The 22,517-nt window shown below is 57.8% G+C and carries 23 protein-coding genes and 1 tRNA gene; 11 read left to right on the top strand and 13 right to left on the bottom strand.

The window, feature by feature from the left end; all coding sequences use genetic code 11:
* Nucleotides 1-126 precede the first annotated feature (126 nt).
* The 4 genes from ACP86_RS05475 to istB all read left to right on the top strand — a co-directional run bounded on the left by ACP86_RS05475 (nucleotide 127) and on the right by istB (nucleotide 3,246).
* Nucleotides 127-375 (top strand): type II toxin-antitoxin system Phd/YefM family antitoxin, encoded by a 249-nt coding sequence (locus ACP86_RS05475; RefSeq protein ID WP_053112999.1) that lies wholly within the window; start codon nucleotides 127-129, stop codon nucleotides 373-375.
* Complete coding sequence (locus tag ACP86_RS05470) at nucleotides 365-655, top strand: type II toxin-antitoxin system RelE family toxin (RefSeq protein WP_053112998.1); 291 nt, start codon at nucleotides 365-367, stop codon at nucleotides 653-655. The genes ACP86_RS05475 and ACP86_RS05470 overlap by 11 nt, the downstream gene beginning before the upstream one ends.
* A 358-nt stretch (nucleotides 656-1,013) precedes the next feature.
* Nucleotides 1,014-2,519, top strand: coding sequence for an IS21 family transposase (gene istA, locus ACP86_RS05465; protein WP_082220543.1), 1,506 nt, complete (start codon nucleotides 1,014-1,016; stop codon nucleotides 2,517-2,519).
* Nucleotides 2,506-3,246, top strand: coding sequence for an IS21-like element helper ATPase IstB (gene istB / locus ACP86_RS05460; protein WP_053112996.1), 741 nt, complete (start codon nucleotides 2,506-2,508; stop codon nucleotides 3,244-3,246). Before istA ends, istB begins: the two co-directional genes overlap by 14 nt.
* Before the next feature lie 441 nt (nucleotides 3,247-3,687).
* Here istB and ACP86_RS05455 read toward each other — a convergent pair.
* The 4 genes from ACP86_RS05455 to ACP86_RS05440 form a co-directional block, all read right to left on the bottom strand.
* Nucleotides 3,688-3,763 (bottom strand) — tRNA-Phe (locus tag ACP86_RS05455).
* A gap of 121 nt (nucleotides 3,764-3,884) precedes the next feature.
* A complete protein-coding gene (locus ACP86_RS05450; protein WP_008169302.1) occupies nucleotides 3,885-4,157 on the bottom strand; it encodes an oxidative damage protection protein in 273 nt (90 codons plus the stop codon).
* A gap of 75 nt (nucleotides 4,158-4,232) precedes the next feature.
* Entirely contained in the window at nucleotides 4,233-5,300 is a 1,068-nt protein-coding gene (mutY, locus tag ACP86_RS05445; RefSeq protein ID WP_008169303.1) for an A/G-specific adenine glycosylase, read from the bottom strand.
* Nucleotides 5,300-7,465, bottom strand: coding sequence for an AsmA family protein (locus tag ACP86_RS05440; protein ID WP_053112995.1), 2,166 nt, complete (start codon nucleotides 7,463-7,465; stop codon nucleotides 5,300-5,302). The genes mutY and ACP86_RS05440 overlap by 1 nt, the downstream gene beginning before the upstream one ends.
* A gap of 193 nt (nucleotides 7,466-7,658) precedes the next feature.
* On the opposite strand from ACP86_RS05440, the gene ACP86_RS05435 reads away from it, so the two are divergent.
* The 5 genes from ACP86_RS05435 (at nucleotide 7,659) to hisF (ending at nucleotide 11,079) form a co-directional block, all read left to right on the top strand.
* Nucleotides 7,659-8,120: an SRPBCC family protein gene (locus tag ACP86_RS05435; protein ID WP_008169307.1), complete on the top strand. Its 462-nt coding sequence runs from the start codon at nucleotides 7,659-7,661 to the stop codon at nucleotides 8,118-8,120.
* A gap of 138 nt (nucleotides 8,121-8,258) precedes the next feature.
* Nucleotides 8,259-8,852: an imidazoleglycerol-phosphate dehydratase HisB gene (hisB, locus tag ACP86_RS05430; protein WP_007153401.1), complete on the top strand. Its 594-nt coding sequence runs from the start codon at nucleotides 8,259-8,261 to the stop codon at nucleotides 8,850-8,852.
* Between the two features lie 71 nt (nucleotides 8,853-8,923).
* Nucleotides 8,924-9,565, top strand: coding sequence for an imidazole glycerol phosphate synthase subunit HisH (hisH, locus tag ACP86_RS05425; protein WP_053115467.1), 642 nt, complete (start codon nucleotides 8,924-8,926; stop codon nucleotides 9,563-9,565).
* Nucleotides 9,559-10,296: a 1-(5-phosphoribosyl)-5-[(5-phosphoribosylamino)methylideneamino]imidazole-4-carboxamide isomerase gene (hisA, locus tag ACP86_RS05420; RefSeq protein WP_008169315.1), complete on the top strand. Its 738-nt coding sequence runs from the start codon at nucleotides 9,559-9,561 to the stop codon at nucleotides 10,294-10,296. Before hisH ends, hisA begins: the two co-directional genes overlap by 7 nt.
* Nucleotides 10,297-10,305: 9 nt before the next feature.
* Nucleotides 10,306-11,079: an imidazole glycerol phosphate synthase subunit HisF gene (hisF, locus tag ACP86_RS05415; protein WP_008169318.1), complete on the top strand. Its 774-nt coding sequence runs from the start codon at nucleotides 10,306-10,308 to the stop codon at nucleotides 11,077-11,079.
* Here the strand turns inward: hisF and ACP86_RS05410 are convergent.
* The 4 genes from ACP86_RS05410 to gpmM form a co-directional block, all read right to left on the bottom strand.
* A complete protein-coding gene (locus ACP86_RS05410) occupies nucleotides 11,076-11,891 on the bottom strand; it encodes a divergent polysaccharide deacetylase family protein (RefSeq protein WP_008169319.1) in 816 nt (271 codons plus the stop codon). The genes hisF and ACP86_RS05410 overlap by 4 nt on opposite strands.
* The gene (locus ACP86_RS05405; RefSeq protein ID WP_008169320.1) at nucleotides 11,888-13,294 is read right to left on the bottom strand and encodes a S41 family peptidase; all 1,407 of its coding nucleotides are present in this window, start codon (nucleotides 13,292-13,294) and stop codon (nucleotides 11,888-11,890) included. Before ACP86_RS05405 ends, ACP86_RS05410 begins: the two co-directional genes overlap by 4 nt.
* A gap of 97 nt (nucleotides 13,295-13,391) precedes the next feature.
* Nucleotides 13,392-14,525 carry a murein hydrolase activator EnvC family protein gene (locus ACP86_RS05400; RefSeq protein WP_014578244.1) on the bottom strand — a complete coding sequence of 378 codons (1,134 nt, stop codon included), beginning with the start codon at nucleotides 14,523-14,525 and terminating at the stop codon, nucleotides 13,392-13,394.
* A 20-nt stretch (nucleotides 14,526-14,545) separates the two neighbouring features.
* Nucleotides 14,546-16,093: a 2,3-bisphosphoglycerate-independent phosphoglycerate mutase gene (gpmM, locus tag ACP86_RS05395; protein WP_008169322.1), complete on the bottom strand. Its 1,548-nt coding sequence runs from the start codon at nucleotides 16,091-16,093 to the stop codon at nucleotides 14,546-14,548.
* A gap of 147 nt (nucleotides 16,094-16,240) precedes the next feature.
* Between gpmM and ACP86_RS05390 the strand changes: the two genes are divergently transcribed.
* On the top strand, nucleotides 16,241-16,657 hold the full coding sequence (locus tag ACP86_RS05390; RefSeq protein WP_008169323.1) for a rhodanese-like domain-containing protein: 417 nt from the start codon (nucleotides 16,241-16,243) through the stop codon (nucleotides 16,655-16,657).
* A 144-nt stretch (nucleotides 16,658-16,801) separates the two neighbouring features.
* Nucleotides 16,802-17,305 (top strand): protein-export chaperone SecB, encoded by a 504-nt coding sequence (gene secB / locus ACP86_RS05385; protein ID WP_008169324.1) that lies wholly within the window; start codon nucleotides 16,802-16,804, stop codon nucleotides 17,303-17,305.
* A gap of 49 nt (nucleotides 17,306-17,354) precedes the next feature.
* Here secB and trmL read toward each other — a convergent pair whose 3' ends face one another.
* The 5 genes from trmL to traF form a co-directional block, all read right to left on the bottom strand.
* Nucleotides 17,355-17,819, bottom strand: a complete 465-nt coding sequence (gene trmL / locus ACP86_RS05380; RefSeq protein ID WP_008169325.1) for a tRNA (uridine(34)/cytosine(34)/5-carboxymethylaminomethyluridine(34)-2'-O)-methyltransferase TrmL — start codon at nucleotides 17,817-17,819, stop codon at nucleotides 17,355-17,357.
* A gap of 5 nt (nucleotides 17,820-17,824) precedes the next feature.
* Nucleotides 17,825-19,003 (bottom strand): acetyl-CoA C-acetyltransferase, encoded by a 1,179-nt coding sequence (locus ACP86_RS05375; protein WP_053112994.1) that lies wholly within the window; start codon nucleotides 19,001-19,003, stop codon nucleotides 17,825-17,827.
* Nucleotides 19,004-19,128: 125 nt separating this feature from the next.
* The gene (locus ACP86_RS05370; RefSeq protein ID WP_053112993.1) at nucleotides 19,129-19,875 is read right to left on the bottom strand and encodes a pteridine reductase; all 747 of its coding nucleotides are present in this window, start codon (nucleotides 19,873-19,875) and stop codon (nucleotides 19,129-19,131) included.
* A 9-nt stretch (nucleotides 19,876-19,884) separates the two neighbouring features.
* The gene (locus ACP86_RS05365; protein ID WP_053112992.1) at nucleotides 19,885-21,006 is read right to left on the bottom strand and encodes a tRNA nucleotidyltransferase; all 1,122 of its coding nucleotides are present in this window, start codon (nucleotides 21,004-21,006) and stop codon (nucleotides 19,885-19,887) included.
* Nucleotides 21,007-21,141: 135 nt separating this feature from the next.
* A complete protein-coding gene (gene traF, locus ACP86_RS05360) occupies nucleotides 21,142-22,443 on the bottom strand; it encodes a conjugal transfer protein TraF (protein WP_053112991.1) in 1,302 nt (433 codons plus the stop codon).
* Nucleotides 22,444-22,517: the final 74 nt, after the last annotated feature.

The raw sequence follows: 22,517 nt of genomic DNA, 5'->3' as shown, positions 1-22,517 counted from the left end.
GGTAACAAGATAATAGAGTTGGTAACCGAAAAATTGCTTTATGCGATCTATTAAAAGGTCTTTGCCTTGCGCATGAGCCCGATCACCCTTAAAGTATGACCTGTTAACAGGTCTTTGGAGGGCGTTGTGACCAATCAAATTTATTCTGAAGTGACCGCGAGCATTTCAGAACTCAAAAAAAATCCGATGGCGGCCGTGGATTCAGGAGAGGGGTTTCCGATCGTTGTTCTAAACCGCAACAAACCGGCGTTCTACTGCGTTCCGGCTGAAATCTACGAAGCCATGCTTGACCGACTAGACGACCAAGAGATGGTGGCAATCGTGAAAGAGAGACTTGTAGAGCCAAGTATTCGAGTCGATCTGAATGAGCTTTAAGTATTCGCTTGCATTCAAACCATCAGCTCTCAAGGAATGGAAGAAGCTCGCTCCGGCAATTCGAGATCAGTTTAAGAAGAAGTTAGCGAAACGCCTCGAAGAACCTCACGTTCTAGCTGACGCCCTGTCGGGGCTACAAGGTTGCTACAAAATCAAATTAAAGAGTGTTGGATATCGTTTAGTCTACCAGGTTGAGGACGGTGATATTTTAGTGACCGTCGTAGCCGTGGGGCGGCGGGAACGCGGCGATGTGTACAGCAAGGCGAAAGATCGAACGTGAGCATAAGTTACCAACTTTATTAGTAAGAACTGGAAGAGTCTTCGGTAGTCCAATAGCGGTTTGTGCCAAAAGTTACCAACTCTATTTTTCAGGCTCTTGTTCACAAGGCTATTTCATGCTGTCTATAGGTCTGATCTGTTACCAACTTTATTCTCCTCACACAACTGCATTGCGGCTTCGCATCCATTCCGCAGCCGAGCATGCTCGCAAAGTTATTCCCCATGTTAGTGGCCAATTAAAATGACCCACTACTGGCCATTAATTTTGACCCACCCCCGGGTGGCCGTCAGGCCACAGAACCAGCTACTGTCCCCCGCTTTTATCGATAGCCGGGGGCATGTCAGTGAAGGAGTGGGTTGTGATACACAAAATCAAGGCACTGCACGATAACGGCAAAGGGTTGTCGATCCGCGCCATCAGTCAGGAACTGGGTTTGTCCCGCAATACCGTCCGCAAGTATTTGCGGATGGATGAGAATGTGATTTCAGAACAGATTGAAGATCCCTCACGCACCAAGCGCCTCGATGATCACCGGGATTATCTGGTGCATTTGCTCAAGCAATTCCCCAAGCTCAGCGCCGTCAAGATTGCCCGTAAGCTTCAGGCAAAGGTCGGCGACTTACCGGCCTCAGATCGCTCCATTCGCCGTTATGTGCGAGTGCTCAAGGAGGAAGTGGCCTCGGCCCAGATGCGCTATTACGAGCCCATTCTGGAGGATGTGCCCGGTGTTCAGTGTCAGGTGGACCCCGGTGAGTTGCGCGGCGTGCTGATCGGTGGCGAAGAACGCACGCTGCATTTTGTGGTGTTCGTGCTGTCGTACTCGCGGTTGATGTACGTGGGCCTGGCCTTCCGCCCGCTGGATACCCAGACGTTTATCCAGCTCCATGACGAAGCCCTGCGGTACTTCGGTGGCCTGCCGGATGAGAGCGTTTACGATCAGACCAAGCTGGTGGTGATCAACGAACAGTACCGCGAACTGACGCTCAACCAACGGTTTCATGAGTATGCCACCACGGCTGGATTCCGGATCCATGCCTGCGAAGGCTATGACCCGGAGAGCAAGGGCAAGGTGGAAGCCGGTGTTAAGTACGTCAAGCAGGATTGCCTCTACGGTGAAGTCTTCCGGGATCAGGAACACGTGCGTCAGCACATGCAGGACTGGGTTGAGAGCGTGGCCAATGTCCGCATCCACGGCACCACCGGCGAACCACCCCGGGAACGCTTCGAACGGGATGAGCGAGAACATCTGGAGGCCTACCTGTCACCGGCTTGCGTACAGCCTGTGGCCCGCGAGACACGGCAGGTGGACAAGACCGGCCTGATCGCTTGGAAGGCCAACAAGTACTCCGTGCCCATGGCCTGGCAGCAGGCCCGGGTGGGCGTTCTGGAGTCCGGCAGTCAACTCCATATCAGCGACCTGAACACGGGCGAAGTCATTGCCAGTCATGCGCTGTGCGCCGACAAGGGCAAGGTGATCAAGAACACCCATCACTACCGGGATCATGCCCAGCGCGTGAACAAGCTGGAAGCTGGCATCAACGCCCTGATCAGCGACGAGACCGGGCACCGGTTGTGTCAGCAGCTCAAGCGCTCCGAGCCCAAGATCTACAAGGATCAGTTGGTGGCTGCCCGTGACCTGCTCAAGCGCCATGCGCCGGTGGATCCAGAGTTGATCACAGCGCTGGCAGAACGCCCCGGCATGACGGCCACACGACTGCAAAACTACCTGGAAGCAGCCCAGGCGGCCGTTCTGCGGGAGCGACAGCCGGAATCGTTACCGGAACCCAAGCAGGCATTGGATCTGAGCGCCTACCAGCGTCTTGGCCGCTCCAGTGGCCAGGGGGTGACCCATGAGCCAGCTTGAACAGACTGTAGCCCGTTACCGCAGCCTGCGCCTGAGCGCAGCCGCCGATGAACTAATCAACCTGCTGGCCGAGGCAGAAGCCAACGAGATGTCCTATCTCAGCTTCGCGGATCGGCTTGCCGAACACGAACTGGTTCAACGGCAGGACAAGCGCATCCACCGGAATCGGAAGATGGCCGCGTTCCCCGCCGAGAAGCGCCTTGAGGGCTTCGACTACCGGCACCAGACCACCATTAATAAACGCCAGGTGAACGCCTTGCTGGACTTCCAGTTCCTCGACGAACGGAACAACCTGGTGTTCATTGGCCCGCCGGGTGTGGGCAAGACCCACCTGGCCATCGGTATTGGCCACAAGGCAGTGGAAGCTGGTTACCGGGTATTGTTCCGCAATGCCCTGGATCTGGTGGAAGAGCTGGAACTGGCCGAGATGAAGGGTGAGCTGAAAAAACGGGTCAGCGCCCTGGCCAAATACGACCTGCTGATCATTGATGAGCTGGGTTACCTGCCCATGACCCGGCAGGCCCGCTACAATCTGTTCCAGTTGATCAACAGCCTGTACGAATACCGGTCGATCATCTTGACCACCAACAAGGACTTCACCAGTTGGGGCGAGTTCTTCCACGACGACAACGTGGCGGTGCCGATCATTGACCGGGTCATCCACCATTCGCACATCTTTATGTTGGGAGGAGAAAGCTATCGACTGAAGCAAAAAGCCACAAGATAGACTATGAAAGGTTGGTCAATTTTATTGGCCAAAGGTGGGTCAAAATAAATGGCCATTGACACCCCAACCTGAAGGTCCGCTTTGCGACCTTAGCGGCCAAGTCATGGCCTCAATCTCAGGCCACGGTACGTTAGGCACGCTCCGTGGCTGCCTTTCGCAGCAATGTTGGTTAGAGGGGTTGCTCTTTTAAGAGGTCTCGCTCGAATACAGACGAATTCGCCTTTGGCCAAGTAATTGGCTGGATAGTAACTTTGTGGTTGAATGGAAGAGCAAAACAGGCGATTACGGAAGATTTGGTTGTACAGAGCTAATTCCGTCAAGAAATACAGAAAAATTACGCTTAGGCAGTATTTGGATGTTTTCTAAGCAAATCTGGGATGTGGGGACTAATGATGGGAAACCTCTCAAATCCCTCCTAAGTTATTGATTGGAGGGAAAGAGTGGTGCCCGGAGGCGGAATCGAACCACCGACACGGGGATTTTCAATCCCCTGCTCTACCAACTGAGCTATCCGGGCATGTTGCGCTACTGCTGTGCAACGGGGCGCTATTAAACCGGTTTCGATGTTTTGAGTCAAGGCTAGGCCGGAAAAATTTCTGAATCTTTTCAGGCATGCTCAGGCTTTGATCAATCCGGGGTTATTGTTCCGGTGGAACGTAGCCCTCGGCCTTGTCGAACGGTTCGTTGTTGAAAAAATGTTCCATCTGCGCCTGCAGGTACTTGCGGGTGTTGGGGTCCATCAGGCTCAGGTGTTTTTCGTTGATCAGCATGGTCTGCTGGGCCTGCCATTCTTCCCAGGCCTGCTTCGAGATGTTCTCGAAAATGTCCTGGCCCTTGGCGCCGGGCATGGGCGGGAAGTCCAGGCCTTCCAGTTCTTTCTGGTATTTGCGGCAGAAAACAGTACGGCTCATGATGGCTCCTGTTGGCAAATGTTGCTGGCGGTGATGATAACAGATCGTTGCGGCTGAGGGGGCCAGCGCACTGGATCAAAGCAGAGCTGCTTGCTCCGGTTCGGTAAGCAGCGACCGGATTGGAGCAGGCAGGCCGAGGTTCAGGGCTTCATGGCGGTGTAGCCATTTCAGATGATCCTTGTCTGCAACGGTGTTGGCGCCGCCGGTGACGTTTAGTCGGGCGGGCTGTATGTGCAGGTGGTAATGGGAAAAGGTATGTCGAAAGCCGTTGATAAGCTCTGGTTCTGCGCAATCCAGCCCCAGGCTCTGTTCGCAGGCTTCCTGAAGCTCATCGGCTCCGTAGGCCGGGTCTAGTTCCGGCAGGCTCCAGAGGCCGCCCCAGATGCCACTGGGCGGGCGACGCTCAAGCAGAATGCGCCCCTCGCCATCCTCAAGAATCACCATCCAGGTGGATTTCTCCGGCTTGGCCTTTTTCGGTTTGGAGCCGGGGTAGAGTGAGGTTTCACCCTGGGCGTAGGCTCTGCAGCCCTCTTGCAGCGGGCAGCTCTCGCAGGCCGGGCGGCTGCGGGTACACACCATGGCGCCGAGATCCATAATGCCCTGGGTGTAGTCGCGCACCCGCTGTTCCGGAGTGTGCTCTTCGGCCCGTTGCCACAGCTGGTTAAGCACGGCTGTCTGGCCGGGCCAGCCGGGGATGGCATGGTAGCGTGCCAGCACCCGTTTCACATTGCCATCCAGTATGGCGGCGCGAATGCCGAAGGCCTGGGCCAATATGGCGGCGGCTGTGGAGCGGCCAATGCCGGTCAGGGATTCAAGCTCCTCCTGGGTTTGCGGGAACTCACCATCGAACTCGCGCACCACCGTCTGGGCGGCTTTCTGCAGGTTGCGGGCCCTGGCGTAGTAACCAAGGCCGGACCAGTGGCTGAGCACATCATCCACCGGGGCTTCGGCCAGGGCATGAACGTCCGGGAAGCGTTCCATGAACGCTTCGAAGTAGGGGATAACCGTGGTTACCTGTGTCTGCTGCAGCATGATTTCGGAAACCCACACACGGTAGGCATTCCGGTTGTGATGCCACGGCAGGTCATGCCGGCCGTGGCAGTCGTACCATTGGAGCAGTTTGTTGGCGAAGCTGTCCGGCATCAGTTGAACAGTCCTTTGAGTTTGTCGCCGATCTGTTCCTGCACCTTTTCTTTAACCTTCTCTTCCGCCTTGGCTTTTGCCTTGTCCACTTCCTCACGGGCTTTCGCCTTGGCGGCATTTTCGGCGATGGTCTTCAGGGTGTCCCGGAAGCGGGAGCCGTCAAAGGAGCAAAGTCCTGCCGGGTCCTCGGCGAAGTTGCCACGGCACTCCACGGGAATAACCGCGTTTTCTACATATTCGGTAACGCGGCAGGCGTTGTCCCGGTGGATTTCACCAACGACTCTTAGCCCAACCTCATAATCCAGTTCGCTCTGGGCCAGATCCACCGTGCCATTGCCCTCGAGGCGCATGCCGGCCAGCGCCGCCACGAGATCTGTGTTGTTGAGGCTGTTGCCGTTGATTTCCAGGGTGCCGCGCATGTCGTTGAACGGCGTGATAGTGCCCCAATCGGTGGTCGTCAGCTCATCCTGGTTGACCAGAGCGATGCCCTGGCAGGCCATGCGTGTGAGGTTCATTCGGCGGAACTCGCCCTCTGCGAGGTTGAAGCTGATCTGTCCGTCAGCATTGCTGCGCAGTGCCGAGATCCGGTTGCCAGAGGTGTTGGCGTTCACTTTGAGATTTGCCCCGCCGGCGAGCATATCCACTTCTGCCAGATCGGTGAGCAAAGGCAGGGTCTGTACATTGGTTACGTCTGAGCCAACGGTCCATTTCGGATTGTCGCTGCGGGCGTCGATGGTCACGTTGGCACCAAAGCTGCCCTCGTACAGTTTGCCGCTGAACTCATCAACCTTGAGCAGGCCGTTTTTCGCGGTGGTGCTGGCTTTGATTTCGTTGATAGTCAGGTTGCTGACGATCAGCTGGCCGAGTCCCAGATCAATATCCAGCAGCAGGCTGCGAATGGTCTCCAGGGGCAGAAGGTCGCCTTCGGGTCCGGCTGCAGCGGTTTCCTGGGATGCGGGTGCTTCCTCCGCCTCTCCTTCCGCTTTCGGTGGCAGGTATCGGTCGGCATTCAACTGGTCGCCCTGGAGCTGGAAGACAACGCCTGTGTCGGCAAGGTTGTAACTGCCGGAACCAGTGAAGGTGGTGTCATCCAGTTTGATGGTCAGGTCGGTGAGCTCCACCTTGCCGGCCGGACCGCCAATACCGGTGGAGAAGGCGATGGCTTCAAGTACGTCCGGATCGCTGGTTTCCACCGGGGGCTGGCCGAGGTTGTTCAGAAGATCCTTTAGCGAGAACTCGGCGATGGAGATCTCGCCGCTCAGGGTTGGCTTGTCGCCGAATCCGGTAACGTCAAGATCGGTCGACAAGTTCAGGTTGGCCAGGCTGGCGGTAAAGCCGCTCAGGTTAGCGGTCTCGTTTTCCAGGTTCGCCCTGGCAGAGCCCGCCAGTTCAGCCGTGACCTCTTTGCCACCGAACGGCTCTCCGGTCATGTCGAACACGGCATTCAGACCGGATACGGCCAACTCGTTGAGAGCCTCGTTGGCGGCGAGGCGGGCGCTGATATTGCCATCCACTTCAAACGTGGGCTGGGTGGTGGCTACCCGGAACCCGATTTCCAGCGGGAACTCGGAGCCCAGAGTAATGTTGCTGGCGTTGACGGTGAAATTCTCCAGCGTGACCGACTGGCCGGTACTCTTGTCGGTGTAGTGCACCTGGGCATTGCTGATCTGAACGTTTTCAACGTTGAAGTTCAGAGGCTCGCCGCCGGCGCCCTCGCTCTCCTGTGCCTGTTCATCCTGGGTTCCGGCCGTTTCCTCGGTTGCCGTTCCCGCCGCCTTCTCGGGCATAATGCGGGTCCAGTTGCCGTTGCCCTGTTCGTCCACTTCGAGTCGGGCGTCCAGCCCGTCCAGTACGAAGGTATTCACCCTCGGGGACATGGCAATCAGTGACCAGAAATCGATCTGGGCCACCAGTTGCTCAAGGGCAACAAAGCGGTCACCTTCCAGGGTGGCCTCTACGGAATTCAGCTCAAGGCCAAGTGGGATAAAAGACCAGCCGATGTCGCCTTCAAGGACCAGATCCAGGTTCGTGGCATCCTCAACGGCCTGTTCAATCTGCGGTTTGTAATCGTTGGGGTTGATCACGGCCATGGCGATGGCAACGGCAGCCACGGCAAGAACGATCAGTGCAACGATGGCAATCAGCACATAACGGACGGCTTTCATGATTCAGGCTTCCTTCCTATTTTTAGGAGCTTGCAGTATTCGCTGTGAATACCGACGCTAATGACCCAAAGGATAACGCAGGGTTAACAAATTAACAGCGCGGGAGTATGACAATGCGGTAGTGTTGGGCCAAAATACACGACCCTGATTTTCGGACTACATTGATACCTATAAACACAAGAAGGAGTTGGCCGTGGCTATTACCGTTTCGATTGAGCTGAACCGCGAACTTGAGATTCCGGGCAGCTATGATGAAGTGTTCGATTTGCTGGCGGATGTGCCACGTTCAGCCAGTCACTTCCCGAAAGTCCACAAACTTACCGACCTTGGCGATAACGCCTACCGTTGGGAAATGGAAAAAGTGGGCGTCGACAAACATGCCATCCAGTCGGTGTACGCTTGCAAATATCACTCGGACAAAGACGCCGGCAAGATTACCTGGGAGCCGGTGAAGGGCGAGGGCAATGGCGTCGTGAGTGGTTCCTGGACCATCAAGTCCAAGGGCGATAATGCCACCGCCGTGAAGTTCCAGACCAGCGCAGAGTTGACTGTGCCCCTGCCCAGCCTGCTCAAGTTGGCCATCAGCCCGGTTATCAAGCACGAGTTCAACAGCCTCGTAGACACTTACATGAACAATCTGAAGAAGGCGTTCTGACGCAGCCCTTTCTGCCATATACCTGCACTTCGCTATCGTAGCGATTAAACCGGTTGTGGGACTCCAGCCGACATAAAAGGTATAATCGCCGGATCGAATTTTTCCGGCTTTATGCCGCTCAATTGTCACGGAGTCCCCATGGCCGAACGCAAGGCTCGGGTAGAGAGAAATACCCTTGAAACCCAGATCACCGTTGAGATTGATCTCGACGGAACCGGCAAATCCAGTTTCGATACCGGCGTGCCGTTTCTGGAGCACATGATGGACCAGATCGCCCGCCACGGTCTGGTGGATCTGAATATCGTTTCGAAGGGCGACCTGCACATTGATGACCACCACACCGTGGAAGACATCGGCATAACCCTTGGCCAGGCCTTCAAACAGGCGGTTGGCGACAAAAAGGGCATTCGCCGCTACGGCCACGCTTATGTCCCGCTGGATGAGGCGCTCTCCCGAGTCGTTATCGATCTGTCCGGTCGCCCGGGCCTGATGATGGATGTGCCGTACACTCGCGGTGCCGTGGGTGGCTTTGACGTCGACCTGTTCGAGGAGTTTTTCCACGGCTTCGTGAACCATTCCATGGTGACCCTGCACATCGACAATCTGAAGGGTAAAAACACCCACCATCAGATTGAAACCGTGTTCAAGGCCTTCGGCCGTGCCCTGCGTATGGCGATTGAAATGGACGAGCGGATGGCCGGTATTACACCGTCTACCAAGGGTTCGCTGTAAACGCCTCGTCGTCAGAAGGCTCGCTTTAACCGGTCATGTTTGACCGGTCAATCAAGGACACCGCAACAACCATGAAAACCGTTGCCATTATCGACTACGGCATGGGCAATCTTCACTCTGCCAAAAAAGCAGTTGAGCACGTTGCCCCGGACACCACCGTGCTGGTCACCGACAACGCCGAAAAAATCCGTGAAGCCGATCGTGTCATCCTCCCTGGCGTTGGTGCCATTCGCGACTGTATGGCCGAAATGCATCGTCTCGGGGTAGTGGATCTGGTTCGTGAGGTCTCTCAGGATCGCCCGTTTCTTGGCATCTGCGTGGGCATGCAGGCCCTGATGTCCCGCAGTGAAGAGAACGGCGGCGTTGACTGCATCGGCCTGTTTCCTTCGCAAGTACGCTATTTCGGTGACCACCTCACGGAAAACGGCGAGCGCCTGAAAGTGCCCCACATGGGCTGGAACCAGGTGCAGCAGACCATTGATCACCCCCTTTGGCATAACATTCCCGAGGGTGACCGTTTCTACTTCGTGCACAGCTTCTACGCAGAAGCCGAGGGCAACGCCGATATGGCAGGCCGCACCCGCTATGGGGTGGACCTTGCGGCAGCAGTCGCGCGAGACAATATTTTTGCAGTGCAATTCCACCCGGAGAAAAGTGCCCGGGCGGGCCTGCAGTTGCTCGAGAATTTTACAAACTGGACTGGAAAATGCTGATAATTCCTGCAATCGATCTGAAAGACGGTAAATGTGTACGCCTGCGTCAGGGCCGGATGGACGACTCCACGGTGTTTGGTGACGATCCTGTCAATATGGCCACTCGCTGGGTGGAAGCCGGCGCCCGCCGGCTGCACCTGGTTGACCTGAACGGCGCGTTTGCCGGTGAGCCGGTCAACGGCGAGATTGTCCAGGCCATTGCCCGTAAATACCCGGATCTTCCCATCCAGATCGGTGGCGGTATCCGGTCGGCAGAAACCATCGAAGCCTACCTGAAGGCCGGTGTGCAGTGGGTCATCATTGGCACCAAGGCGGTGAAGGAGCCGGAATTTGTTACTGAGATGTGCAAAAAATTCCCGGGTCACATCATCGTCGGCCTGGACGCCAAAGACGGCCGCGTGGCCACCGATGGCTGGGCGGAGGTCTCGGAAGTGATGGCTACCGATCTTGCCAAGCGCTTTGCCAACGACGGCGTGGACGCGATTGTGTACACCGATATCAGCCGAGACGGCATGATGCAGGGCGTTAATGTGGAAGCAACAGCCGCACTGGCAGAAGAGGGCGGAATTCCGGTTATCGCCTCTGGTGGCGTGACCAATATGGATGATCTGAAACGCCTGGCTACCGTGGCGGACAAGGGCATCCTTGGTGCCATCACGGGTCGTGCGATCTATGAAGGCACCCTGGATGTCGCTGAAGCGCAGGCTTTCTGCGACGGTCTGAAGGGGTAAGGGCGGCTTATGGCTCTGGCGAAACGCATCATTCCCTGCCTCGATGTCGATAAAGGCCGCGTGGTGAAGGGCGTCAATTTCGTTGATATCCGCGATGCCGGCGACCCGGTGGAAGTGGCCCGTCGTTACAATGAGCAGGGTGCCGATGAAATCACCTTCCTCGACATCACGGCCAGCCATGAGAGCCGTGACACCACCTACGAGACCGTTGAACGAATGGCGGCGGAAGTCTTCATTCCGCTGACTGTCGGCGGTGGTGTGCGTACCGTGGATGACATACGCAAGCTCCTGAATGCCGGCGCAGACAAGGTGTCGATCAATACCGCAGCCGTGTTCAACCCGGAGTTTGTCCGGGAAGCGGCGGACCGCTTTGGCAGCCAGTGCATCGTGGTGGCCATTGATGCCAAGCGGGTGAGTGAACAGGGCGAGGAGCCCCGGTGGGAAATCTTTACCCACGGTGGCCGCAAGCCCACAGGGCTGGATGCCGTGGAATGGGCCCGCAAGATGGTGGAAATGGGCGCTGGTGAGTTACTGCTGACCAGCATGGACCGGGACGGCACCAAGATCGGATTTGATCTCGGGCTGACCAAAGCCATCAGCGATGCTGTGATTGTGCCGGTGATTGCCTCAGGCGGTGTCGGAGAGCTGCAGCACCTGGCTGATGGCGTGACTCAGGGCGGTGCCGATGCGGTATTGGCGGCGTCAATCTTTCACTTCGGACAGCACACCATTCCTGAAGCGAAGGCCTTCATGAAGGCTCAGGGCATAGAAGTCCGCGATTAATCCTTCTTTGCAAAAGCAGGTCGAATGGCCTGCTTTTCTCCTTCCGCAAACATCTCCCGATTGCCGTTGCGCATGGCCCAAAGGCCGCTGACCGTGGCAATGGCGATGCCTTGCTCATCCAGTTTGGGTAGGTGCTTCTCCAGGTAATCCACGGTGACTTTGTGAGGATGGCCAATGCCGATGGCGCTACCGTTTTCTTTGGCGCGCTTGATCAGCAGTTTGAACTGGCGGTCCACAAACTCTTCGGTCTGTTCGTGGTCGAGAAACACGTCCCGGGTCATGGTCGGAATGCGGTACGCCGCTGCGACATCACCGGCCACGGATGAGGCGATGGTGCGGCTGTCGATAAAGTACACGGGGTAGCGGAACAGCTCTTTCATGACCCAGTCCATGGGCTGCAGCTGCTGGGTCAGCAGGCTGCCCATGTGGTTGTTCACGCCCTGGACATGGGGAATCGACTGCAAGGCACGGCGAAGGGTGGTCACCATGCTCTGTTCGTCCATCTCGGGGGTCAGGCCGCCCGGGCCCAGGCCATAGTTGCGGGTGTTGGCCATGGGGGCGTGCAGCATGATTTCCTTGTGCTGCTTATAGGCGAGCCGGGCCAGGCTGTCCGTGTGTGGACGGTAGGGCAGAAAAGCGAGTGTCAGCGGCTGATCCAGGTTTGCCAGTCGCTCACCTTCAACAAGGCTGTGGCCCATGTCATCAATAATGATGGCAATGGTGGGCGGCAGTGCTTTTCGGGCCGGCTCCGCGGACACCGTGCCGGCGGTAAAACAGAATGCTACGGCCAGCAGAGTACTGACTACTCTCACTGATCGCTTCCTTCTGCCTTGGCGCTCTTGTTCGGGTTCAGAATCCGGATTCCCTTGAGCAGGTTCAGTGCCGAGCGTAGCTGATAATCCCGGTCGGCAAGAGAACCGGTTGCGTTCTGGGCATCATCGTTTCCATCCTGGTCCTGCCCCTCGTTCTGCCCTTCAAGGTGCCCGCTCAGATCCGCTTCGGTGAAGAACGGCTTGCTGTCGAGCTCCTTGAGTTCCGCCGGCCGTACTTCAATATCGGGTTTGATGCCGGTGGCCTGGATGGAGCGGCCATCCGGTGTGTAATAGCGCGCGGTAGTCATCTTGATGGCGTGGGTCTCATCCAGCGGAATGACCGTCTGGACGCTGCCCTTGCCAAAGGACTTTGTGCCCATCACCACAGCGCGCTCATGGTCCTGAAGCGCGCCGGCGAGGATTTCTGAAGCAGAGGCGGAGCCGCCGTTGATCAGCACGACAATAGGCGTGCCTTCCATGATGTCGCCCGATCGCGCGCTGAAGCGCAGGCGGGAACTCTGGATGCGGCCCTCGGTGTAGACGATCAGTCCGTCATCAAGCAGGGCATCTGCGGTCTCTACGGCCGCCTGCAGCACCCCGCCCGGGTTGTTGCGCAGGTCGATAACAAGGCCGTCAAGATCGCGTCCGAGTTCGTCTTCCAGTCCGTTGAGGGCATCCTTGAACTGCGAGCCGGTATCCGCCTGGAACTGGGTAATGCGAACATAACCGTAACCATTTTCCAGCATTCGGGATTTCACGCTGGTGACCTTGATAACGTCCCGTTCCACTTCGATTTCGATGGGAGCGCTTTCCCCCTCACGCATAATGGTGAGCGTCAGGATCGAGCCGGGTTTGCCCCGCATTAGCTGGACAGCCTCTTCCAGGCTCATGCCTTTAACCGGTTTTTCATCCAGCTTGATGATCAGGTCCCCCGCCTGAACCCCTGCCTTCTGCGCTGGCGTGTCGTCGATGGGGGCAATCACTTTCACAAAGCCGTTTTCCATGCCCACTTCAATGCCCAGCCCGCCGAACTCGCCGGAGGTGCTCTCTTCGAGCTCTTCGTAGTCCTTGGGTGCCAGGTAGGTGGAGTGAGGATCGAGGTCTGACAGCATGCCTTTAATGGCGCTTTCGAGGAGTTTGCGATCGCTTACTTCCTCGACGTACGCATCTTTGATGCGGCTGAATACCTCGGTGAACTTGCGGAGGTCTTCCAGTGGCAGCTGCTTCTCCGGATCCGGCAGGCTTATTTCCACGCGTTCGCCGTTCTGGATGCCTTCCAGCAGCTGCTCGGTGGCGGCGTCTTTATCCTGGGCCCAGGCCAGTCCGGAAGCGGTTGCGAAACAGGTAGCGAGAGCAATGCTGCGTAATGGCAAGGCGTGGAGTGTACTTCTGACCCGTTTCATTCACATATCCCGTTTTTATTCCGATAGTTGGACTGGTTTCCCTGACTCCGAACAGTATGGCGTTACCTGCGGCGTTTGTCAGCCCTCCCGGGGGCTCTCAGTTTGCCAGCCATCGGCCAGGGTTGTCGGGTTTACCATTGTGCCGGACTTCAAAGTAGAGCGCCGGGGAATCTGTGCCGCCGGTACGGCCCGCCTGGGCAATGGGTTCGCCGGCAGCCACCCAGTCGCCTGGGCTGGTAAACAAGCTGCTGCTGTGGCCGTACAGGGTCATGTAGCCGTCGCCGTGGTCGATGATGGTGATCAGGCCAAAGCCCCGAAGCCAGTTGGCAAACACCACCCGGCCATAGTGTATGGCACGGATCTCCGCTTCGTCCCCGGTTCCGATCAGCAGGCCGTTGCGACGGAGTTTGCCGTCGGCATAGCGCTCTCCGTAGCGGCTCAGGACCTGTCCCTTTACGGGCCAGGGCAGTTTGTTACGTAATGAGGCGAAGGGCTGGGATTCATTGGGTGAGGGGATGTTGTTGATCGCCTGCTGCACTTCCGCCAGCAGGTTTTCAAGCCGTTTGCGGTCGGATTCCAGTTCTTCCCGCTCGCTGCGCCGGTTCTGGATGTCGGCATTGAGGGCGGCCAGTGTCTGTTGGCGCTCCTTTCTCGATGCCGTCAGTTCCTGCTGGCGTTTAGCGACGTTTTCCTCAGTTCTGGCCAGTTCAACCCGGGTTGATTGCACGGCAGCCTGTGTGCTTCTGAGTTCTTGCAGGCTTTGTCTGAACGCCTCCAGGCGGTCGACTGTGTCCTTGCTAAGGTATTCGTAGTAGGTCATGGTCCGGGCGATCTTGTCCGGATCAATTTCGTTAAGCAGTACCTTTACGGCTGGCGCATCGCCTTCCATCCAGGCGGCGCGGATCTGCTTTTTGAGACTCTCCCGCTGGCGGTCAAGGGTTTGGGTGAGCTCCTGCGCCTCGCTTTCCAGTTCACGGAGCCTCTGCTGCTGCTGTTCGGCCTGCTGGCGCAGGGAGCGGCGTTCACGGGTCAGGCGGCTGATATTCTTTTCGGTCGCGGCAAGTTGCCGCTCCAGGGAGGAGCGGTCCTCTTCGGCGTCCTCCAGCCAGTCGTCGATGTCCTCAATGCGTTCCTTGAGTTCCTCGATCTGAGCCGGGGTTACATCCTGTTGGGCTGTAGCCGGCGCTGCGCCCAGAAGGAGGGCGAGCGCCAGAATCGCGTGGAGTTGCAAGGGTTGGTTCCGTTCCCGGATCAGCCGATCTCAACCAGGCTGTGCCCGGTCATTTCCTTCGGTTGCTCCATTCCCATCAGGGCTAGGAGAGAGGGCGCAACGTCGCTCAGGCTGCCGTCGTTCTTCAACACAACTTTGCGGTGGCCGGTGTATACCAGTGGCACCGGGCCGATGGTGTGGGCAGTGTGAACCTGGCCTGAATTCGGATCGGTCATCTGTTCGCAGTTGCCGTGGTCAGCCGTGATCAGAGCTTCGCCGCCTACCTCATCCAGGGCCTCGACAACGCGTTTCACGCATTCGTCCAGGCATTCGGCCGCCTTGATTGCAGCGTCCAGCTTGCCGGTGTGACCAACCATGTCGCCGTTGGCATAATTGCAAACAACCAGATCGTACTTGCCGCTCTTGATCGCTTCCACCAGCTTGTCGGTTACCTCTGGTGCGCTCATTTCGGGCTGCAGATCGTAGGTCGCCACCTTGGGGGAGGGCACAAGAATGCGCTCTTCACCGTCGAACGGTGTTTCCAGGCCGCCATTGAAAAAGAAGGTTACGTGGGCGTATTTCTCTGTTTCGGCGATGCGCAACTGGGTCTTGCCCTGCTTCGCCATGTATTCGCCAAGGCCATTGGTAAGCTGTTCGGGCGGGTAGGCGCAGGAAGTTTTGATGTCCGCCGCATACTCGGTCAGCATCACGAAGTCGGCCAGTTCGGGGTGCTTCTTGCGCTCGAATCCGTCGAAGTCCTTCTCCACAAAGGTGCGGGTCATTTCCCGGGCACGGTCGGCACGGAAATTCATGAACAGCACCGTGTCACCATCGTTGATCGTTCCCTCGGGCTCGCCCGGAGCGTGGATCCGGGTTGGCGTTACAAACTCGTCGTTTTCCCCGCGCTCATAAGCCTGTTCCAGCCCGGATACCGGATCGGCCGCAGTGAACTCCGCGGTGCCCTGGGTCATCAGGTTGTAGGCCGCTTCCACGCGGTCCCAGCGGTTGTCGCGATCCATGGCATAGTAGCGGCCCACGATCGAGGCAACGCGGCCGACGCCGAGGCTCTTCAATTTGGCCGCGGCCTTCTCCAGGGATGGTTTTGCGCTGCGGGGCGGCATGTCACGGCCATCGAGGAAGGCGTGGATGTAAACTTCCTTCGCGCCACGTGCGGCGGCAAGTTCGGCAGCGGCAATAATGTGGTCTTCGTGGCTGTGTACACCACCGGGCGACATCAGACCCATGAGATGAACGGCTCGGCCGCTTTGGACAGCCTTGTCGATCGCTGAGCAGAGCACTTCGTTCTGCTGGAAAGTGCCTTCTTCCAGATCTTTGTCGATACGAGTAAGGCTTTGATAGACCACGCGCCCTGCGCCCAGGTTCATGTGGCCAACTTCCGAGTTACCCATTTGCCCTTGCGGCAGCCCAACAAACATACCCGATGTATTGATCAGGGTTTTGGGCTGGTTTTGCCAGAGTTTGTCCCAGAACGGGGTGCTGGCATTGCTGATGGCATTGTCTTCAGCCGGGTCGCGATGGCCCCAGCCGTCCAGGATAATCAGTGCAGTCGGCTTGCGCATTGCAGTCATCATTAAGTCCGGAAGTAAAATGTTAGTAAATTTACTAAAACGAAAACGAAGTTTATCTATTTTCGCATTTACTGGCCACTTTCGTCACCTTCTGTCCGGGGAGCAGGCTGTGTATAATCCCGCCAAACTCATTATCAGGGTAAATTCATGGACCGGTTGTTTGAATTTGTCGTTAACCACTACATTCTTGTGTCGCTGTTCGTGGCATTCCTGGTTGCCATTCTCATTCTGGAGTCCCGTCGTGGCGGTGCCAAGATCTCGGCCCAGGGTGCGGTCAATCTGATCAACAAGGATGAAGCCGTTGTAGTCGACATCCGGGACCGCAAGGAGTTTGGTGAGGGCCGCATTACCGGCTCGATCAACATTCCCCTGAACAGCCTGAAGAGCCGGGTTGGTGAGCTGAGCAAGTTCAAGGACAAACAGATCATCGTTGCCGACAAGATGGGCCAGCATTCTGCCATGGCGGTTAAACAGCTGAACGCGGAAGGCTTCAGCAATGTGGTTCGCCTGAACGGCGGCGTTGCCGACTGGAAAGCCAGCAATCTTCCGCTGGTGAAGAAATAGAGCGGCCCTTGATCTGAAGATCATTCTGCCGCACTGTTTCACATAAGCCGGCCCGGCGCCAACGTAAAATGTCCCGGCAGCACACTTCATAACATCCCATAACAGCGGGCCCCGAGCCCATGATCGAGAACGAAAGGATTGAAAATGGCTGAGAATCAGCAAGCCGCAGCAGGCAGTGACAACCAGAACCAACCCCAGTTTGCCCTTCAGCGCATCTATGTGAAGGACCTGTCTTTTGAGTCACCCAACTCTCCGCTGGTATTTCAGGAGCAGTGGAAGCCGCAGGTGAATCTGGATCTGAATACGTCTCACAACAAGGTCAGCGACAACCAGTACGAGGTTGTGCTTTCCCTGACCGTCACCGCGAAAGTGGGTGAGAAGGTAGCTTACATCGTCGAGATCCAGCAGGGCGGCGTGTTCCTGGTGCAGGGCATCGAAGGCCAGCAGCTGGGCCAGATGCTGGGCGCCTACTGCCCGACCATCCTGTTCCCGTATGCGCGCGAAGCGATCGACGGTATTGTGAGCAAGGGCAGCTTCCCGGCCCTGATGCTGGCGCCGGTGAACTTCGACGCCATCTATGCCCAGGCGCTCAAGCGCAAGCAGGAAGAAGCTGCTGGCGAGGCAAGCGAAGAGCAGCAGACTCACTGATCCGAACCACTGTGATCAGATATAAAAAAACCGGCTCAGGCCGGTTTTTTTATGTCGCTCCGTTAAACCCCAGCTGCCGCCAGGCCTCGTAAACCGCCAGGGCTGCGGTATTGGAGAGATTCAGGCTGCGGCTATGCGGTTGCATGGGAACCCGCAGGCGATGCTCAGGCAGCAACCCCTCGCGGACATCAGCGGGAAGGCCGCGGGTTTCCGGGCCGAACATCAGGTAGTCGCCATCCTGATAGCTCACTTCGTGGTAATGGGCACTGCCTTTGGTGGTGAACCCGAACAGGCGTCCGGGTTGCTCGCTGGCCAGGAAGTCCTGGTAACTCTTGTGGATCCTGACCGTTGCGTACTCGCTGTAATCCAGCCCGGCCCGCCGCATCTGTTTGTCTTCCAGGTTAAAACCCAGCGGTTCAATCAGATGCAGCTGGCAACCGGTGTTGGCGCACAGCCGGATGATGTTGCCGGTGTTCGGCGGTATCTCCGGCTCGTACAGCACAACGTGGAGCATGAAGCTTAGCGCTCGACGGCCAGGGCAACGCCCATGCCACCACCGATGCACAGTGTGGCCAGGCCTTTATGAACGTCACGGCGAACCATTTCATGCAGCAGGGAGACCAGAATGCGGCAGCCGGATGCGCCGATGGGGTGGCCCAGGGCAATGGCACCGCCGTTCACGTTAACCTTGCCGGTGTCCCAGCCCATGTCGCGATTTACAGAAATGGCCTGGGCAGCGAAGGCTTCGTTGGCTTCCACCAGGTCAAGATCCTCCGTGCTCCAGCCGGCAAGCTTCAGACACCGCTGGCTGGCCGGGATCGGGCCGGTGCCCATAATCGTCGGGTCCACGCCCGCGTTAGCGTAAGCCTTGATGGTGGCGATCGGAGTCAGCCCCAGTTCTTTCGCTTTCTCGGCACTGCAGACCATCACGGCTGCGGCGCCATCGTTCAGGGATGAGGCGTTGCCGGCGGTAACGGTGCCGTCTTTCTTGAAGGCCGCACGGAGTTTGCCAAGCCCCTCGGCAGTGACGCCGTCGCGAGGACCTTCATCGCGGTCAACGACTATCGGGTCGCCCTTACGCTGGGGAATGGAGACTGGAACAATCTGGCCATCGAAATAGCCGGCTTCGCGAGCGGCGGCGGCCTTCTGCTGGGACGCCGCTGCAAACTCGTCCTGCTCGTCCCGGCTGATGCCGTATTTCTCGACGATGTTCTCGGCCGTGATGCCCATGTGGTAATCGTTGAAGGCGTCCCACAGGCCGTCCTTGATCATGGTATCCACCATGGACCAGTTGCCCATCCGCTGGCCATTCCGGCTGTTGGGCAGCACGTGGGGCGCCTGGCTCATGCTCTCCTGGCCACCGGCGATTATCATCTCGGCGTCGCCACAGCGGATGGCCTGTACCGCCATGTGAACCGCTTTCAGACCGGAGCCGCAGACCTTGTTGATGGTCATGGCGGGCACCGACGCTGGAATGCCGGCGTTAATGGCAGACTGGCGAGCCGGGTTCTGACCACAGCCGGCGGTAAGAACCTGGCCCAGTACCACCTCGTTGATCTGGTCACCGGCAACGCCGGTTTCTTCCATTAGTGCCTTGATGACGGCGGTTCCCAGCTGGTCTGCGCTCAGGCTGGAAAGACCTCCGCCAAAGGTTCCGATAGCAGTACGGCGGGCGGCAACAATAACGACATCACGCATGGGAATTCTCCGGATCAGTGGCGCGCGCGGGATTGGGGCCGGCGCGAACAGGATTGAAAACTGCTGGCATTGTATCCGGAAAGCGGTCACCGGCCAAAGATCAGGTCCGTCATGCGCGGGTTGTACTACATGTTCAGGCTTCGGCCGCCATCAACAGAGACGATCTGCCCGGTGATAAAGGGCGCATCGCAGATCAGGAACGCAATGGTTTCGGAAATATCGTCGGGGTTGCCGGTGCGGGCCAGTGGCGTCTTCTGGAGAATTGCCTGCTGGGCGGATTGGTCCATCTCGGCTTCGCCCTCTGGCCAGAGGATTGCGCCTGGCGATACGCCGTTCACGCGCACGTCCGGCGCCAGGTCTTTTGCCCAGGAGCGCGTCAGGGCAGCCAGCCCGGCCTTGGTGGCGCAGTACAGCGGGTGATCATCGATGGGCCTTTCACTGTAAATATCGATCAGATTTACGACGCTGCCGCGGTTTCGCCGAAGTTCGGCCAGGCATCCCTGAAGCAGGAAAAATGGGGCCCGTAGGTTGGTGTTCAGGATTGTGTCCCAGTCGTCTCCGGTGGCGTCTGCGGTCGGGGTGGGGTAGAAGACCGATGCATTGTTCACCAATGCGTCCAGTCGGCCCCACTTTGCGACGGCGTCACTGGCCAACCGGTCCACTCCAGCTAACTGGCTCAAATCCGCCTGCAGGGCGCAGGCGGAGTCCGGCCGTTGGCGGTTCATCTGCGCAATCAGTGAGTTCGCCTGCTCTTCCCGGCTTCGGTAGTGAATCACCAGGTTCCACCCTCTTTCATGAAGTGTCCGGGCAGTCTGTGCGCCAAGACGGTGGGCTGCGCCGGTGATCAGGGCAACAGGCGTTGTGGGCGGCATGGTGCCTCCTCAGTGGTTGGTCGGGGCGATGGCGTCGCCGATGCGTTTCAGGCGTTCAGTCCGGATTGCGCTGCCCAGTTCCTTGCCTTTATACCCTTGCGCCAGGAGGGCTCTCGGCTCAACGCCGGTCGCCGCTTCCGAGGCGGTTCGCAGCAGGTCCAGTGTGAGGGAATCGCCCGGCAAGGCGCACTCGAGCACCTTCGTGAGTTGCGAAAAACGTTCCGGGCGGCGCCAGACGTCCGCCTGGTCGAGCAGGTCCAGAAGCGTTTCGGCTTCCGGGCGTTGCGCATCAATGTCCCGGATCTGGGGTGTGAAGGCAGTAACCAGTCGCGCCAGATTCTGACAGTCATTGGGTGCCTTCAGGGCTTTGGCCCGGTCCTTTGCAACAGGGGCATCCAGGGGGGAGAGCAGGGCCGCAAAACGCTCCTCCGTCTGGGCGTGCAAGCGGCGGTGGACGCAGCCAAGTGCCGCCATCGCGAGTTGAAAAACTTTTTCCGAAGCTAATTCCGGAATAAGAACCTCAAGGGCGCCGCAGTCACGAAGAACTTCGAAAAAGGCCTCGGGCGCCTGTTCATGCAGCGCCCGCTGGAATTCTTGCCAGACCCGTTCGGGCACCAGGTGGTCTACTTCTCCGCTATCCACCATGCGCTTCATCAGGGCCATGGTCTGGTCGCACACGGAAAATCCCAGCGGGTGAAAACGGGCTGCGAACCGGGCGGTGCGCAGAATTCTCAGGGGGTCCTCGGAGAAGGCCTCCGAGACATGCCGAAGCTTGCGATCTTCAATATCTCTGCGGCCTTCAAAGGGGTCGACCAGATCGCCGTTTTCAGCTTTTGCCATCGCATTGATGGTCAGGTCCCGGCGCTTCAAATCCTGCTCAAGGGTGACGTCGGGCGCGCTGTAAACAGTGAAGCCGTGGTAGCCGCGCCCCTGTTTCCGCTCGGTGCGAGCCAGGGCATATTCTTCCCGGGTCCGGGGATGCAGAAATACCGGGAAGTCCGCGCCCACCTGCTTGAAGCCGTTGGCTAGCATTTCCTTTGGAGTTGCGCCGACCACCACCCAATCCCGGTCCTTGACCTCAAGGCCGAGTAATTCGTCACGAACGGCACCGCCAACCAGATAGGCCTGCATGAAATCGCTGATTCCTTTCGGAAGTGTGTCGGTGGATTATCCGGTTCCCGGGCAGGGCAGGCAAACCTCTGACGCCGCTTGCCATAAAAAAAGCCCGCCCGGGATTGCCCGGGCGGGCTTTAACAGAGGTTTGCGTCAGAACGCGGTGCCAAGCTCCAGAGCCGCGCCTACATCGGCATCGCTGTACAGGGCGCCGATATCGAGGCGGACGCCGACAATGTTCAGTCCGAGACCTGCAGTGAACTGGGTTTTCTCTTCAATGCCGTCGTTGTCATCGTTGCTGGCCAGGTTGTGGCGAACACCCACCCGCAACTGGGCGTAACGGAAGGCGTCGAATTCGGCGCCAAGAGCTGCCCACTGGGTGTCGTCCTCAAAGCCAAAGGCTTCCTTTTTGGTCAGGTCCACTTCCGCGGTGATAACGTGGTATTCGCTCTTGTGAGCGATGCCCGCTGTAACCATCGGGTCCAGCTTTAATGTGCGAACTTCCTCTCCGAGCAAAGGCCGGCTCGCAGCGGAGTCGAGCTCCATGGGGATCAGGTTTTTAACGACAATTCCGGTGTTCCACTGGTTGGAATCACCAAAGCTGTAGGCTGCGCCCACGTCGAGGTTGAAGCCGCTCTTTTCAGTCTGATACTGGTCATCGTCGAATTCTTCATCTTCGAAACCGGAAACCGCTTCCGTGTACTGGAAGGTGCGCAGCTCCACGTATTTCGGCGACAGACCAAGCTGGAAGCTGTTGCCATCCTGTAGCTCAAAAGCCCGTGCGAAGCTGATGCCCACTTCACCGACGGCGGATGCCAGTATTTTTCCTTGTGATGTCAGGTTCAGGGTGCCATTCGTACTGATCTGGTCGACGGCATTCTGAACGTCCTGGGCCGTTGCTGCAGTGGCAATCGCATTCAGTGCGGTATTATCCTGATCGGACACGTCACCACGAACGGTTGCTGTCAGGTTTGCATTGGTAAACACGCCGACAGCCAGAGATTGTCCCGGCACAGCCAGGCCCAGCCCCAGACCGGCGTTCATTCGCATGGTGTCCCTGTCGAATTCGGTCAAACGGTCGCTGAGATCGGCGGCGCCGTCCTGAATACTTTGTGGGTCGTCGGTATTGGGATCAAAACCGGAAACCAGCGATTCAAGATCAGTGATTACATCCTGGATATCATCCACCTGGTCAACTGTTTCTTCCTCATCCGCTGCGCGAGCATTCACCGAGGGCAGCATCAACCCAAAATCATCGTTCCAGCTGTGGTGATCGGAGGCCATCATCGCCGGGTTATCCATCGGCGCTGATGATGGTGTTGCTACAGCGACGCCAGTGCCACCCATGGCAAAAGAGCGGGCAGACATAAACGACTGCGGACTGGCCAGTGCAGAACTGGTGGCAATGGAAAGACCAATAGCCAGAGAAAGTTTGGTCAGGCGATATCCGGTCATGAAGAATCCTGTCAGTTAAAAGGCAAAATAGATGTTACGTACCTGAAAGGGTAAGGCAGAACCTTATCCAGCTC

The sequence above is a fragment of the Marinobacter sp. CP1 genome (assembly GCF_001266795.1).
GTDB classification, from domain to species: Bacteria; Pseudomonadota; Gammaproteobacteria; order Pseudomonadales; family Oleiphilaceae; genus Marinobacter; species Marinobacter flavimaris.
The sequence above is the reverse complement of the archived record's forward strand: the minus strand, read 5'-3'. Positions and strand labels throughout refer to the sequence as shown.

Bases quoted from the DNA above. Each gene is read 5' to 3' on its own strand.
- ACP86_RS05375 (WP_053112994.1), bottom strand. From the start codon at position 19,003: ATGCGTGATGTCGTTATTGTTGCCGCCCGCCGTACTGCTATCGGAACC.
- istB (WP_053112996.1), top strand. From the start codon at position 2,506: ATGAGCCAGCTTGAACAGACTGTAGCCCGTTACCGCAGCCTGCGCCTG.
- hisA (WP_008169315.1), top strand. From the start codon at position 9,559: ATGCTGATAATTCCTGCAATCGATCTGAAAGACGGTAAATGTGTACGC.
- hisB (WP_007153401.1), top strand. From the start codon at position 8,259: ATGGCCGAACGCAAGGCTCGGGTAGAGAGAAATACCCTTGAAACCCAG.
- ACP86_RS05370 (WP_053112993.1), bottom strand. From the start codon at position 19,875: ATGCCGCCCACAACGCCTGTTGCCCTGATCACCGGCGCAGCCCACCGT.
- secB (WP_008169324.1), top strand. From the start codon at position 16,802: ATGGCTGAGAATCAGCAAGCCGCAGCAGGCAGTGACAACCAGAACCAA.
- ACP86_RS05450 (WP_008169302.1), bottom strand. From the start codon at position 4,157: ATGAGCCGTACTGTTTTCTGCCGCAAATACCAGAAAGAACTGGAAGGC.
- hisF (WP_008169318.1), top strand. From the start codon at position 10,306: ATGGCTCTGGCGAAACGCATCATTCCCTGCCTCGATGTCGATAAAGGC.
- trmL (WP_008169325.1), bottom strand. From the start codon at position 17,819: ATGCTCCACGTTGTGCTGTACGAGCCGGAGATACCGCCGAACACCGGC.
- traF (WP_053112991.1), bottom strand. From the start codon at position 22,443: ATGACCGGATATCGCCTGACCAAACTTTCTCTGGCTATTGGTCTTTCC.
- ACP86_RS05470 (WP_053112998.1), top strand. From the start codon at position 365: ATGAGCTTTAAGTATTCGCTTGCATTCAAACCATCAGCTCTCAAGGAA.
- ACP86_RS05440 (WP_053112995.1), bottom strand. From the start codon at position 7,465: ATGAAAGCCGTCCGTTATGTGCTGATTGCCATCGTTGCACTGATCGTT.
- ACP86_RS05390 (WP_008169323.1), top strand. From the start codon at position 16,241: ATGGACCGGTTGTTTGAATTTGTCGTTAACCACTACATTCTTGTGTCG.
- gpmM (WP_008169322.1), bottom strand. From the start codon at position 16,093: ATGACTGCAATGCGCAAGCCGACTGCACTGATTATCCTGGACGGCTGG.
- ACP86_RS05365 (WP_053112992.1), bottom strand. From the start codon at position 21,006: ATGCAGGCCTATCTGGTTGGCGGTGCCGTTCGTGACGAATTACTCGGC.
- hisH (WP_053115467.1), top strand. From the start codon at position 8,924: ATGAAAACCGTTGCCATTATCGACTACGGCATGGGCAATCTTCACTCT.
- mutY (WP_008169303.1), bottom strand. From the start codon at position 5,300: ATGCCGGACAGCTTCGCCAACAAACTGCTCCAATGGTACGACTGCCAC.
- ACP86_RS05405 (WP_008169320.1), bottom strand. From the start codon at position 13,294: ATGAAACGGGTCAGAAGTACACTCCACGCCTTGCCATTACGCAGCATT.